General features: G+C 72.5%; 13 protein-coding genes. 2 read left to right on the plus strand and 11 right to left on the minus strand.

Annotation, left to right across the window (positions count from 1 at the left end; genetic code table 11):
• Window positions 1-44: 44 nt before the first annotated feature.
• From ACFTZC_RS21070 to ACFTZC_RS21110, 9 genes are all read right to left on the minus strand, one after another.
• Window positions 45-890 carry an ABC transporter ATP-binding protein gene (locus ACFTZC_RS21070; RefSeq protein ID WP_382891871.1) on the minus strand — a complete coding sequence of 282 codons (846 nt, stop codon included), beginning with the start codon at window positions 888-890 and terminating at the stop codon, window positions 45-47.
• A gap of 13 nt (window positions 891-903) precedes the next feature.
• Window positions 904-1926 (minus strand): ABC transporter substrate-binding protein, encoded by a 1023-nt coding sequence (locus ACFTZC_RS21075; protein WP_365820509.1) that lies wholly within the window; start codon window positions 1924-1926, stop codon window positions 904-906.
• Between the two features lie 147 nt (window positions 1927-2073).
• Complete coding sequence (locus ACFTZC_RS21080; protein ID WP_382891874.1) at window positions 2074-2934, minus strand: ABC transporter permease; 861 nt, start codon at window positions 2932-2934, stop codon at window positions 2074-2076.
• Between the two features lie 210 nt (window positions 2935-3144).
• Complete coding sequence (locus ACFTZC_RS21085; protein WP_382891875.1) at window positions 3145-3675, minus strand: GAF domain-containing protein; 531 nt, start codon at window positions 3673-3675, stop codon at window positions 3145-3147.
• A gap of 40 nt (window positions 3676-3715) precedes the next feature.
• Window positions 3716-4390, minus strand: coding sequence for an ATP/GTP-binding protein (locus ACFTZC_RS21090; protein WP_382891877.1), 675 nt, complete (start codon window positions 4388-4390; stop codon window positions 3716-3718).
• Window positions 4368-4739, minus strand: coding sequence for a DUF742 domain-containing protein (locus ACFTZC_RS21095; protein ID WP_382891879.1), 372 nt, complete (start codon window positions 4737-4739; stop codon window positions 4368-4370). The genes ACFTZC_RS21090 and ACFTZC_RS21095 overlap by 23 nt, the downstream gene beginning before the upstream one ends.
• Before the next feature lie 2 nt (window positions 4740-4741).
• On the minus strand, window positions 4742-5179 hold the full coding sequence (locus ACFTZC_RS21100) for a roadblock/LC7 domain-containing protein (RefSeq protein WP_382891881.1): 438 nt from the start codon (window positions 5177-5179) through the stop codon (window positions 4742-4744).
• 7 nt (window positions 5180-5186) lie between these two features.
• A complete protein-coding gene (locus ACFTZC_RS21105) occupies window positions 5187-7070 on the minus strand; it encodes an ATP-binding protein (protein ID WP_382891883.1) in 1884 nt (627 codons plus the stop codon).
• Window positions 7071-7392: 322 nt separating this feature from the next.
• Window positions 7393-8289 carry an SIS domain-containing protein gene (locus ACFTZC_RS21110; RefSeq protein ID WP_382891884.1) on the minus strand — a complete coding sequence of 299 codons (897 nt, stop codon included), beginning with the start codon at window positions 8287-8289 and terminating at the stop codon, window positions 7393-7395.
• Window positions 8290-8511: 222 nt separating this feature from the next.
• Here ACFTZC_RS21110 and ACFTZC_RS21115 point away from each other — a divergent pair, with 222 nt between their 5' ends.
• A complete protein-coding gene (locus ACFTZC_RS21115; protein ID WP_365819614.1) occupies window positions 8512-9294 on the plus strand; it encodes a DeoR/GlpR family DNA-binding transcription regulator in 783 nt (260 codons plus the stop codon).
• A gap of 73 nt (window positions 9295-9367) precedes the next feature.
• Here ACFTZC_RS21115 and ACFTZC_RS21120 read toward each other — a convergent pair whose 3' ends face one another.
• Window positions 9368-10627, minus strand: coding sequence for an MBL fold metallo-hydrolase (locus ACFTZC_RS21120; protein ID WP_382891887.1), 1260 nt, complete (start codon window positions 10625-10627; stop codon window positions 9368-9370).
• A 323-nt stretch (window positions 10628-10950) separates the two neighbouring features.
• On the opposite strand from ACFTZC_RS21120, the gene ACFTZC_RS21125 reads away from it, so the two are divergent.
• Window positions 10951-11829: a carbohydrate kinase family protein gene (locus tag ACFTZC_RS21125; RefSeq protein ID WP_382892123.1), complete on the plus strand. Its 879-nt coding sequence runs from the start codon at window positions 10951-10953 to the stop codon at window positions 11827-11829.
• A gap of 124 nt (window positions 11830-11953) precedes the next feature.
• Here the strand turns inward: ACFTZC_RS21125 and ACFTZC_RS21130 are convergent, their stop codons facing one another.
• On the minus strand, window positions 11954-13057 hold the full coding sequence (locus tag ACFTZC_RS21130; protein WP_382891889.1) for a DUF6745 domain-containing protein: 1104 nt from the start codon (window positions 13055-13057) through the stop codon (window positions 11954-11956).
• Between the last annotated feature and the right edge of the window lie 83 nt (window positions 13058-13140).

A 13140-nucleotide genomic window follows, 5' to 3' on the forward strand; every position in this document is an offset into this window, starting at 1 on the left:
GGTCCGTGCCTCGGCACGGACCCGGCTCCTGCCGTCGAGCCGCGTCACTCCTGGGCGGAAGCCGCCCCCAGCAGTCCCCGGATCCTGGTCGTCGCCGCGCGGAACTCGGGGCGCCCCAGCGTTTCCGTGTACTCCCGTTCCGCCGGCAGCCCCACGTCGATGATCTCCGTGATGGTGCCGGGGCGCGGGCTCATCACCACCACCCGCTGGGCGAGATAGACCGCTTCCGAGATGGAGTGGGTCACGAGCAGCACGGTGGTGCCGGTCTCGCGCCAGATCCGGTTCAGCTCCATGTTGAGCTGCTCCCGCGTCAGCGCGTCGAGCGCCCCGAACGGCTCGTCCATCAGCAGCACGGGCGGCGCGTGGAGCAGCGCCCGGCAGAGCGCGACGCGCTGCTGCATGCCGCCGGAGAGTTCGTGCGGATACGCGTCCTCGAAGCCGGTGAGCCCGGTCATCGCGATGAGTTCGTCCGCCCGCTCGCGGGCCGCGGCGGCGTCCGTCCGCCGGATCTCCGCCTGGAGCAGGATGTTGCGGCGGGCGGTGCGCCACTCCAGCAGCGCGGCGCGCTGGAACACGTAACCGATGTCGTGCCGCGGCCCCTCGACCGGCCGGCCGTGCAGCTGTACGGCGCCCCCGGACGCGGTCAGCAGGCCCGCCACCAGTTTCAGCAGTGTGGACTTGCCGCAGCCGGAGGGCCCGACGAGGGCGACGAACTCGCCGGGCGCCACATCGAGCGAGACCTCGTGCAAGGCGGTGACCTCGCGCTTCTTCGTACGGAACCGGACGGCCACCTCCTCCAGGCGGACCGCGGGCGCGCCCGGGGGCAAGGTGGTGTGGTGCGCGCCGTCCTGCCGCGCCGCCGGATCCTGGAGCTTCGCGTCCCTGGCCATGGTGTGTTCCGCCCTATCCCTTCAGCGCCGTGCCGCTGTCCCAGTACTCCTGTACGGCCTTCGGGCTCTTCACCAGTCCGGCCTGCGCGAAGATGTCGATGGTCCGCCGCCAGTCGCCCTCGGTGTTGACGCCGGGGGCGGCGCCGCGCGTGGCGTCGGTGTGCAGCAGCGTCACCGTCGTGGCGAACTGCTCCGACAGGACGTTCTTGGGCGGCAGTTGCTCCGAGGCGCCGTCCATCGCGGCGACGGCGGGATCCGGTGCCTTCTCGGCCGCCGCCCACGACTCGCTGACGGCCCGCACCATGCGCCGGGCCAGGTCGCCGCGCTCGGCGAGGATCCGCTGCCCGGCGATCAGCCCGTTGGAGTAGAAGTTGAGGCCGTGATCGGAGAAGCGGAGGTACGAGACCTCCTTCTTGGCCTTGTCCTTCATGGTCGGGCCCTGGTCGCTGGCGTAACCGAGCAGCGCGTCCGTCTTGCCCGAGATCACCGCGGCGATCTTGCCCGCCGGGTCGGTGTTCTGGATCGTGACGTCCGACTCCTTCAGCCCGTTCTTCTCCAGGAAGATCGGGAAGGTCTTGGTGAGCGCGTCGCCCGCCGTGCCCGCGATGGTCTTGCCCTTGAGGTCGGCGGGGGTGGTGACGTTCTCGCTCTCGAAGAACTGCACGGACGACGGCGTCGTCTGGAGGAAGACCCCGAGGCTCTTCACCCGGACGCCCTGGTCCACCCCGCTGAGCACGGCGGGGGTGTCGGCCCAGCCGAAGTCGGTCTGTCCGGCGGCGGTCGCCTGCACGGTCTTCTGCGAACCCTGGCCGGCCCTGATCGTCAGGTCGATGCCGTGCTTCTCGAAGATCTTCCGCTGCTTGCCGTAGTAGAACGGCGCGTGTTCGCCGTACGGATACCAGTTGAGCGTCAGGGTGACCTCGTCGAGCTTCTTGCCCGAGTCGCTGGTGGAGGTCCCCGCGCCGTCCTCGCCACAGGCGGTGGCGGCGATCAGGAGCAGTGGTACGAAACCGATCAGGAGTCTGCGCGGGTGCATGGCGTGGCCCTTCCCGGAACGGGGTCGAGTCGTGCTCAGTACGTGCGGCTCGCGGTGCGTGTCGTGCTCATCAGTGTCGTGCTCAGTACGTGTCGTGCGCCGTGCCTGTCGTGCGTCGTGCCTGACGTGCGCGGTGTGTCTCGTGACTCAGTAGGTGGTGGTGACGTCGGTGTCCCGGCGGCTCGCGTGCCAGGGCAGCAGCAGCCTCTCGGCGGCCTCGACCAGCGCGAAGAGGACCACACCGATCAGCGACATGACGAGGAGCCCCGCGAAGAGCATCGGGGTGTCGAGATTGCCGTTCGCCTGGAGGATCACATAACCCAGCCCCTCGTTGGCGCCGACGAACTCGCCGACGACCGCGCCCGTCACCGCGAGGGTCACGGCGACCTTGAGCCCGGAGAAGAGATGGGGCAGCGAGGCCGGGAAGCGGATCTTGACAAAGGTCTGCCAGGGTTTCGCGCCCATCGTCGCGGAGAGCTGGAGCATCTCCGGGTCGACCGCCTTGAGTCCGGTCACCATCGAGATCACCACGGGGAAGAAGGCGATGAGGACGGCGATCAGGATCTTCGGGGTGATCCCGAAGCCGAGCCAGACCACGAACAGCGGTGCGACGGCGATCTTCGGCACCACCTGGGCGAAGAGCAGCAGGGGGTAGAGGGTCCGCTCCACGGTCGACGAGCGGACCATCACCACCGCCGCGAACACACCGACCACGGCGGCGATGAGAAAGCCGAGCAGTGTCTCGTACGTGGTCACCCAGGTGTGGTGCCAGAGGTACCCCGCCTTCCCCGTCAGTACGTCGAGGGTGGCACCCGGCGAGGGGACGAGATACGGCTCGACCAGCTCGGCGGCGGCGATCGCCCACCACAGCACACCGCAGCCGACCAGCAGCGCGACGGGGCGTTTACCGGCCTCGACGGCGCGGGCGATCCGCTCCCCGGCGCCCGGCCTGACGCGCTGCGGCGAGGGAGTGGGAGAGGGAGGGGCGGGCAGGACGCTCTGGCTCACTGTGAACTCCTCGGGGCAACCGGGTAGTTGTCACGTGCGCTGCGCCTTGGGGATACTCGGGAACCTGCCGCGAAGCGCTTCGGCCGACACTTGGCCCAGAGTCTGGGACCGAGACCCGGAAAGCGCTTTCCGCCAGGTGATCCGTCACGCTAGTGACTGCCCGTCCCTGTGGTCAAGAGGCTGTCCCGAGGTTGGGGTCTGTCATGTGGATCAGGCCAGGCCGTCCTCCCGGCGGTGAATCTGCGACATCAGTTGCGCCGCACAGGACTTGATGGTGTCGAGCCCGGTCCGCCCCCAGCGCCGCGGTTCGGTGTCGGCCACGCAGACGGTGCCGAGCGCCAGTCCCGTACGGTCGATGAGGGGCGCCCCGAGGTAGGAGCGGATGCCGGTCTCGTCCACGAGCGCGTTCCCGGCGAACCGGGGGAAGTCGCGGACGTCCTCCAGGACCAGCGCCTTGCGCCGTACCACGACATAGGGGCAGTAGCCGTGGTCACGGGGCTTGACCCGCTCCCCGGTCCCGCCCGGCGGGGTGTGCAGCCCGGCGAAGAACTGCCGTTGCTCGTCGAGGAAGTTGACCATCGCGTACGGGGCACCCGTCAGCTGTGCCATCTGCTGGGCGAAGGTGTCGAGCGCCGGTTCCGGGCGGTCGCCGAGGCCGAGCCCGCGCAGCCGCAGCACGCGTTCGGACGCCTCCTGGTCCACGGGGGTGAGCAGCAGCCGGGCGATCGGGTCGTATCTCATCCGCGTTCTCCGGCACTCGGGGTGCGCGCGGGTGACCGCCTCATTCGGCGAGCTCCGGTGCGGGCGCGGGCGCGAAGACCGTCGGGGACGGCGGCGGCAGCGCGAACGGGGCCGGTGCCGGGGCGGGCGCCGGGTACGAGGTGAGCAGGTGCTGGACGAGGGTGACCAGCGTGCGGATGCCGGAACTGGCGATACGCGCGTCGCAGAGCACGATCGGCACCTCCGGCTTGAGGTCTATCGCGGCCCGCACCTCCTCCGGTTCGTAACGGTAGGAACCGTCGAACTCGTTGACGGCGACGACGAATCCGATGCCCCGCTGTTCGAAGAAGTCCACCGCGGAGAAGGAGTATTCGAGCCGCCGGGTGTCGGCGAGGACGATCGCGCCGAGCGCGCCCCGGGACAGTTCGTCCCACATGAACCAGAAGCGTTCCTGTCCGGGCGTGCCGAAGAGGTACAGCACATGGCGTTCGTCGAGCGTCAGCCGGCCGAAGTCCATCGCGACCGTCGTCGACGTCTTCGTCTCGACGCCTGTCAGATCGTCGGTCGCGGCGCTGACCTGGGTCAGCAGTTCCTCCGTGCTGAGCGGCGCGATCTCGCTGACCGCCCCCACGAAGGTTGTCTTGCCGACGCCGAACCCGCCCGCGACAAGGACCTTCAGCGCGGTGGGAAAGGGCTGGGCGGCGGAACAGGGGTCAGAGCTGTCGTCGTAGACCATCGAGCACTGCCTCCAGCAGGAAACGGTCGGTGGGGTGGTCGAAGCTGTCCGGCGGCCGTGCGGTGATCGCCCCGCACTCCACCAGATCGGAGAGGAGGATCTTGGTCACTGTCACGGGGAGCCGGAGCTGCGCGGCGATCTCCGCGACGGAGGTCGGCCCCGCGCACAGGACGACGGCCTGGGCGTGCTCGGGTCCGAGGTGCGGCTGGGGCGCCGTCCCGGTGGAGATCACCAGTGTCAGCAGGTCCAGGGCGGCCGTCGGTCTGGTCCGGCCACCGCTCACGGTGTACGGGCGGATGAGCCGGCCCGCCGCGTCGTCGAGCCACGGCCCGTCCGTGGAGAGCGGCACGGTCAGCGCCCCGTGCCGCTCGGTGAGACACCGGCCTCGTGCCGCAGCGGCGTCGCCAGATACGGCCGTACGCTCTTGACCATCATCGCCATCTCGTAGCCGAGGACCGCGGCGTCGGCCTCGCGGCCGGCCAGCACGGCGAGACAGGTACCGGATCCCGCCGTGGAGACGAAGAGCAGGGTGGAGTCGAGCTCCACCACGACCTGCCGGACCTCACCGCCGTCGCCGAAGCGGATCCCGGCGCTGCGGCCCAGCGAGTAGAGGCCGGAGGAGAGCGCCGCCATGTGGTCCGCGCTGTCGGGGTCCAGTCCGTGCCGGGCTCTGACCAGACCGTCGGAGGAGAGCAGCACCGCGCTGCGGGTGTACGGGACTCGCTGGACCAGGCCGCTCAACAGCCAGTCCAGGTCGGTGACATGGCCGGTCGGCGCATCGCTCGCCATGGTGTGTCTACTCCTTGGGGGTGGTGTCGTGGCGCGGTGATTCCGGCGGTTCCGGAGCGGGGGGTGCCGCTTCCCTCGGGCGCACGGCGGGCTGGGACTCGGCGAGGCCGATGCCCCGCCGGAAGGCGGCCATCAGACCGGGGTCGTGGAGCGCGGGCTCACCGGCGGGCGGCGGCGCGGGGGCGTCCCGTAGCTGCGGTACGAGGTGCTCCTGCCCGCGGCGCCGGGGCAGCCGGGGCCGGCTCGCGGTGGAGCGGATCATGCCGTCACCGGTGGGCTCGGCCAGGGGCCTGACCGGGATCACGGGGGCGGGCGGCGGCTCGGGGCGCGCGGCGTGGCGGGCTCCGGGGCGGGCGTCGGCCGGGGTGGGCCGCTCGGTGTGGGCGCTCCGTACGGGCAGGGGCGCGGGCCCGCCGGGGGGCGCCGGGGACGGCGCGGCGGGCGCGGGCTCCTGGCGCGGCGCAGGCGCGGCCGCGTACGCCTGCCGCTCGACGGGGAGCCGACCGCTCTCCTGCGCGGGAGACCCTGGTACGGGAGAGCCCGGCCGCTCCGTGGGGGCGGGGTGCCCGGCGTGGGCCGGGGGCTCGGCATGGGCCGGGGGCTCGGCATGGGCCGGGTCGGCGTGGTCCGGGTCCTCGCCCGGGTCGGCGCCGAGGAGCGTCTGCGGCAGGACCAGTACGGCCTGGATCCCGCCGTAGATGTTGGTCTGGAGCCGGACCGCGATCCCGTGCCTGCGCGCCAGTGCGGCGACCACGAAGAGGCCGATCCGCCCGTCCTGGAGGAGGTGCGCGACATTGACCTGGTCGGGGTCGGCGAGCAGCGCGTTCATCTTCCGCTGCTCGGTGACGTGCAGGCCGAGCCCCCGGTCCTCCACCTCGATCGCCAGCCCCGCCGTCACCTGCTGGGCGCGCAGCAGCACTTGGGTATGCGGGGACGAGAACAACGTGGCGTTCTCGACCAGTTCGGCGAGCAGGTGGATGACATCGGCGACGGCGTGGCCGCGCAGGGTGCCTTCGATCGGCGGCACGAGCTTGACCCGCGGATACTGCTCGACCTCGGCGATCGCGGAGCGCAGGACCTCGGTCAGCGTGACCGGCCTGCTCCACTGGCGCCGGGAGATCGCCCCGCCGAGGACGGCCAGGTTCTCGGCGTGCCGGCGGATCCGGGTCGCGAGATGGTCGACCTGGAAGAGACCTTTCAGCAGCTCGGGGTCCTCGACCTCGTTCTCCAGGTCGTCCAGCAGCTGGATCTCGCGGTGGACGAGGGACTGGAGGCGGCGGGCCAGATTGACGAAGACCTCCACCTTCTGTTCGTCGCCGACACTGCCGGAGAGCCGCGACGCCTGGATCACCGCGCCGACGGCGGCCTCGCGCGAGCGGCCGAGTTCGGCCGCGAGCAGGTCGAACTCATCCCCGCCGTGGCCGGTCGCGGTGGGCGGCGCGGCGGGCGCGGGCACCCGTTCACCGCGCCTGAGCCGCTCGACGACGTCGCGCAGTTCGGCCTGCCCGCGCGCGCTGGAGCGGCGCAGCGCGGTGCACCGGCCGAGGACGGTCCGCGCGGTGCGCTCCGCCCCCAGGGCCGCCGCGGCGACGGCGGCGAAGGCGAGCAGCGCGGTGCCCAGCAGGGCCGTCCAGACCGGGGCGGTGGGTTCCACCGTGGTGGTGCGCAGGACGAGCACCACGGCCGCGGCGCCGCTCAGTGCGGCGACTATCGCGGGCAGGACGGCGGTGCGCAGGAGTTCGGCACGGAGGAGTTGGGGCCGTATGCGGGCGTCCTGCGGGGTCGCCGCGTCCGCCCGGGCCGCGGAGGAGAGCGAGCGGGGGCCCGGCCGGCCGTGCCGTCCGCCCTCCCGGCGCTCCGGCCGCGCGACAGGTGCGCGTAGGTGAGACATCTGTGTCCTCGGTACTGGGGCCCCAGGATCGGCATCGTGCTGGTGCTGGTGCGGCGGCGGTCTTCTGGTTCACGGCGCGGCGACAGGACCGGCGCATGCCGGACGAGCCCTCCGTTGATCACCGAGCACACACGGTAGTCGCCAAGCGGTCATCCGCGGTGGGCAGTTGACAAAGTTGCCCACAGAGCATCCCGCTCCGGTATGAGTCATCGCACATCAGCCCGAAATAGCCCAGGGGGATTGCGGGGCGGCACGCGTGCGGCCCGGCGCGTGGCGCCGGGCCGGACCGTTCGTACCGCGCTCCGCCTCCCGCGGCTTCCCGCTACGCCGGGAGGATCACAGAGCGGGTCAGATGGCGCGGACTGTCCGGGTCGAGGCCGCGCCGCCGCGCGATCGCCAGGGCGAGCCGCTGGATCCGTACCAGCTCGGCCAGCGGGTCGAGGCGTCCCGCCACCCACAGCCCGCCGGTCGCCGCGACCTGCTCCGCCAGGCCGTCGGGGGCGTCCCCGAGCACCCAGGTCGCCGTGCCCGCGGTCGTGATGCTGATCGGGCCGTGCCGGTACTCCATCGCCGGGTACGCCTCCGTCCAGGAGAGGGAGGCCTCCCGCATCTTGAGGGCGCCTTCCTCGGCCAGCCCGACCGACCAGCCCCGGCCGAGGAAGGTGAACTGGGTGCACTCCGTGAGGCCGTCCGGCAGCGGCAGCGCGAGCGCCCTCTCCCCGTCCGCGGCGACGGCGTCGGTGTGCAGTCCGAGTCGGGCCCGGAGCAGGGTGAGCGCCGTGGTCGCGAAGCGGGTCTGGACGACGGACCGCTCGTCGGCGAAGTCCAGGACGATCAGGTCGTCGGCGGCGTCCCGGACCGGTGTGGCCGGGTCCGCGGTGATCGCGGTCGTAGGGACCGTGCCGCGGACGCCCGCGAGCAGGGCCAGCACCTCGGTGGTCGTACCGGAGCGGGTCAGCGCCACGATCCGGTCGTAGCGGCGCCCCGAGGGGAACTCGGAGGCGGCGAAGGCATCGGTCTCCCCCTGCCCCGCGCCCTCCCGGAGGGCGGCGTAGGCGCGGGCCATGAAGAACGAGGTGCCGCAGCCCACGACGGCGACGCGCTCGCCCGGCGAGGGCAGCGCGCCGCCCACCGCCTCGTCCGCGGCCAGCCCGGCGGCGCGGCGCCAGCAGGCCGGCTGGTCGGCCAGTTCCGTCTCGACATGAGTCGCCTGAGCCATAGGTGCTCTCCGTTCCCCGGCCTGATGACCGGTCATCGGCTCGCTATGATTTTTTCTGCATGCTAGAGCAGGTTTTCCATCAGAAACAAGCACGAGCAGCGCACGGTACGCTCAGGGACGGCCCGGGAAGCCGGATCCGGCCGGACAGTGCCGGGGCCGGGGCCGGTCGACGTCGACAGGGACGCGTCGCGAGGGACGCGCCGAGAAGGATGCGGTGATGCGGTGAATCGCCACGAGCGGCACACGGCCCTGCTGGAGCTGCTGACCGAGCGGCACCAGGTCGAGGTCGAGGCCGTCGCCGCCGAGTTGGGGGTGTCCGTCGCGACCGTACGGCGCGACCTCGACCACCTCGCCGAGCAGCAGTTGCTGACGCGCACCCGGGGCGGGGCCGTGGCCCACTCCGTCGCGTACGAACTCCCCTTGCGCTACAAGGCGGTGCGGCACGCCTCGGAGAAGGAGCGCATCGCGCGGGCGGCGGCCGCGATGGTCGAGCCGGGGATGGTGATCGGACTGAACGGCGGTACGACGACGACGGAGGTGGCCCGCGCCGTCGCCACCCGGGGCGATCTCGCGGGATCGGCCGAGGAGCCCGCGGTCACACTGGTCACGAACGCGCTGAACATCGCCCATGAGCTGGCCGTACGGCCGCACATCAAGATCGTGACGACCGGCGGTGTCGCGATGCACCAGTCGTACGAACTGGTCGGCCCGCTGGCCCGGCACATCCTGGGCGAGGTCAGCCTGGACCTCGCCTTCATCGGGGTGGACGCGGTGGACGCCGAGGAGGGCGCGGGCGCGCACAGCGAGCACGAGGCGAGCATCAACGCGCTGCTCGCCGAGCGGGCGCGGACGCTGGTCGTGGTGGCGGACAGCTCGAAGCTGGGCGCCCGCGCGTTCGCCAGGATCTGTCCGGTGGAGGACATCGGGACCCTCATCACCGACACGGGCGCGGCGGAGCGGGCCGCCCGCTTCGAGGAGCGCGGGATCCCGGTCGTCCTCGTCTGACGGGCCGGCCCCGGCTCCGGTGGCGCGGGAGGCCGTCGCCGCCGTACGCCACCGGAGCCTTACGTCCTCGGCCTCACGCGGGTGACGTGGTCTCGGCCGTCTCCTCCGCCTTTCCCGTGACGGGCTTCCCGGCCGCCGGGCCCGTCGCCGTACCGGCCGAGGCGACGAGGGCGTCGGGGGCGGCCTTGGCGTACTCCGGCCAGCCACCGGCCGGTATGGCGGCCACCGAGCGCCACCAGGGCGCGTCGGGGACGGCGTCGCCGGTGGGCTCGAAGGGCTGGCCGGGGATCGGCAGCGCGAGCCCGGCGCCGGCTTCCGCGGCGGCCTCGACCGTGCCCTCGCCCGGTTCGGCCCACGGGTGCGGGGCGAGGTTGAACGTCCCCCAGTGGATCGGCATCATCACGCCGGAGGGCCGCCCGCCCTGGAGGTCGAGGTGGGCGCGCATCCCCTCGGCCGGGGTCATGTGGATGTCGGGCCAGTACTCGCTGTACGCGCCGATCTGGATCATCGTGGCGTCGAACGGACCGTGCTCCGCGCCGATGTCCTGGAAGCCGGCGAAATAGCCGGTGTCCCCGCTGTGGTAGATCCGGTGGTCGGGCCCCGCCACGACCCAGGAAGCCCAGAGCGTGTGCTGCTGGTTGCGCAGGCCACGCCCGCAGAAGTGGCGCGCGGGGGTGGCGGTGAGGCGGATGCCGGCGACCTCGGTGGACTCGTTCCAGTCGAGTTCGCGCAGCCGGGACGCGGGCACGCCCCAGCTCTCCAGGTGGGCTCCGACGCCGAGCGGCACGGCGAAGAGGGTGTCCGTGGAGGCGAGGGCCCGGATCGTGGGCAGATCGAGGTGGTCGTAGTGGTCGTGGGAGATCACGACGACATCGACCGGGCCGAGCGCGGCGAGCCGTACGGGGACGGGGTGCAGCCGCTTCGGGCCCGCGAAGGAGAACGGCGAGCAGCGCTCCCCCCACACCGGGTCGAAGAGCACCCGGCGGCCGTCGATCTCGGCGAGGACGCTCGAATGCCCCATCCAGGTGAGCCGCAGGCCCGAGGCCGGGGGCGCGGCGAGGTCCGCGAGGGTCGTGGGGTGCACGGGGATGGTGCCGATCGGGGAGCGCCGGGCCCGCGCCTCCTTCTGGAAGTAGATCTTCGCGAACTCGATCCCTGAGGCCCCGGACGGTCTGGTCCTGGCGCCCACGGGGTTCTGGAACACCCCGTCGGCGAAGTTCGGCGAGCGGTGGATCCGCTCCAGCCGCTCCCCCGCCGAGTCGGCCCCGAAGGCAGCGGGTCGCAGCGAGCGCAGCCGGGAGCGCAATGGAAGGGGGGAACCAGCGCCTGTCACAGCACCTCCTGGAGGTTCGGTGTTGTCCCATTATGGCCGGGAGTGTTCATCTGTGCGGGGTGAGTGATCGCAATCCCTTCACGCCCGCCCTGTCCCGGGTACGCCCGTCCAACGTTCGTCACTGCCCCAGGGATTCCCGGTCATGCCCGCCGATCCGCGTGATCTTGCGGACCCGGAGCGCGGGCCCGGAGCGCGGGTCGCGTCTCTTCGCCGGGCGGCGGGTGGTACGGCCATACTGGGGGCGGTCGGACCGTCCGGACCGTGAAAGGGAGACTGTGACGCAGCCGCAGACCGCTCAGAACGACCGGTTCCACCACGATGTGCTGGTCGTCGGGGGCAGCGGGGTGGATACCGTCGTCCGGGTCGATTCGCTGCCGGTACCGCTCGCCGATTCCGTCCCGGTGGGGCCGATCCGTGAATGGCCCGGGCACACCGGCGGCAATGTGGCCCTGGGCTGCCGGAACTTGGGACTGAACGTCAAGTTCCTCGACTACATAGGCGATGACTGGACCGGTGTACAGGTCAGGGAGCGGCTCGCCGCCGGCGATGTGGACTTCGAGGCGCTGATCTCGCCGGAGGGCACCCGGCGCGCGGTCAACCTCGTCGACAGAACGGGCCGCCGGATGTCCTTCCACGACGCGCGGGACCCCGAAAAGCTGCGGATGCCCCGCGAGTTCTATCTGCCGCATCTGCGGCGCGCCCGCCATGTCCATCTGTCGATCACGAACTTCACCCGGTTCCTCTTCGACGATCTTGCGGAACTGGGCCTTCCGGTCTCGACCGATCTGCACGACTGGGACGGACTCGACGACTACCACCGGGAGTTCGCCTTCCGCTCCGACCTGGTGTTCCTCAGCGCAGCCGGGGCGGGCGAGCGGATCGCCTCGGTGATGCGGGAGATCCTGCGCGAGGGGCGGGCCGAGGCGGTGATCGCGACGGCCGGCGCCGGCGGCTCCTACCTGATGACCCGCGACGGCGGCCGCACCCCGCGCCCGGTCCCCGCGACGGCCCCGCCCGCGCCGGTGGTGGACTCCAACGGCGCGGGGGACGCGTACGTCTGCGGTTTCCTGTACGGGCGGCTGGCGGGCCTGGACCTCGAACGGAGCGCGGCGCTCGGCGCGGTCGCGGGCGCGTACGCCTGTACCGCCGAGGGCAGCGAGGCCCTGATCGGCCGGGACGAACTGCTCGCCGCCGGAAGGTGACACCCGGACCCGGCTCCGGGCCGGACCCGGACTCGGGACCGGGTTCGGGACCGGGACCGGGACCGGTTCCAGTTTCGGGGCCGGCCCCGAAGCCCGTTCCGGGGCCGGCCCCGAGCGCGCCGGCTCACGTCTGACGCACCGGTGCGTACGCCTCCGCCTCAAGTCCGAACGTCCAGGCCACACCCTCCTTCGCCGAGCGGACGGTGGGCGGCACCCGCAGCCAGTAGGTGCGGTGGGTGCCGTCCGGTTCCGGCGTGGAGTTGACCACCTCGACCATCGCGACATCCTCGTCGCGGTCCAGCGCGATCCGCCAGAGGACGCCGGTCTCGTCCCGATGGACGGGCCGCGCGTCCGACTCGCTCAGATAGCGCTCGAAGCCGTAGTGCTCCAGCATCACCCGGCGCAGCTCGGCGTTGGGCTCCGCACGGATCCGCTCGGGGGTCAGCGAGGGCAGCTCGTCGAGGAACGCGGCGGGCACGGGCATGCCGCGCCACGCGTACAGCGCGAAGCCGTCGGGGTAGGCGATCGCCGGGCCGTCCCCCCGGTCCAGCCGCCCCGCCTCGTCGCGGTGGAGGGCCACGGGGCGCTCGCACACCACCACCGCGTTCTCGTACGGCCACCACCAGCCGGCGTGCCGCGCCACCTCGGCGAGCCCTTCCAGGCGCTCGCTGTGGCCGTCGAAGGCGGCGAGCCAGGCCGCGTCGTGCTGGCCGAGCACCGCGTCGAACAGCACCGTCCGGACCGTGGCCCGCGCGCCGAACACGTCCCGGTCCCCGGCCCCGCCTCCGTTCCGGCGCCCCGGCCCGGCCGGTCCGGTCTCCGGCGAGTCCTCCTCGACCGCGTCCAGGATGCCGGCGCGTATCCGGTCGGCCAGCGCTCGCGTGGTGTCCCAGAGCCTGGCACCCGTCGCGTTCCAGTGCCGGGCCCAGCCGTCGGGGCCGAGCGCGTCGTGCACGCGGCGCCGCTCCTCCGCCCAGGGGTACGTGCGCAACTCGTCGCGCACGGCGCGTCCGGCACCGGTGAGCAGCAGCGCCGCCCGCGCCCCGGCCAGCGGCGATCCGGCCCAGACGAACTTCTCCGGCTCCGCGAGCCCCGCCCTGCGGTAGGCGAGCCGTACCCCCTCCTCGGCGGCCCGCCGGTCGGCACCGCCCGTCGCCGCCGCGACAGCCCGCCACCGGTCCACGTCATGCGTCGTCGCCGTCATCATCGTCGTCACCGCCGTCGTCATCGTTCCGCTCCCCGTCGTCCCCGTCGTCCCCGTCGTCCTCGTCGTCCCCGTCGTCAACGCCGGCTCTCCGCCGCTCGTCATCG

It is taken from the genome of Streptomyces sp. NPDC056987, assembly GCF_042673865.1.
In the GTDB taxonomy this organism is placed as follows: domain Bacteria; phylum Actinomycetota; class Actinomycetes; order Streptomycetales; family Streptomycetaceae; genus Streptomyces.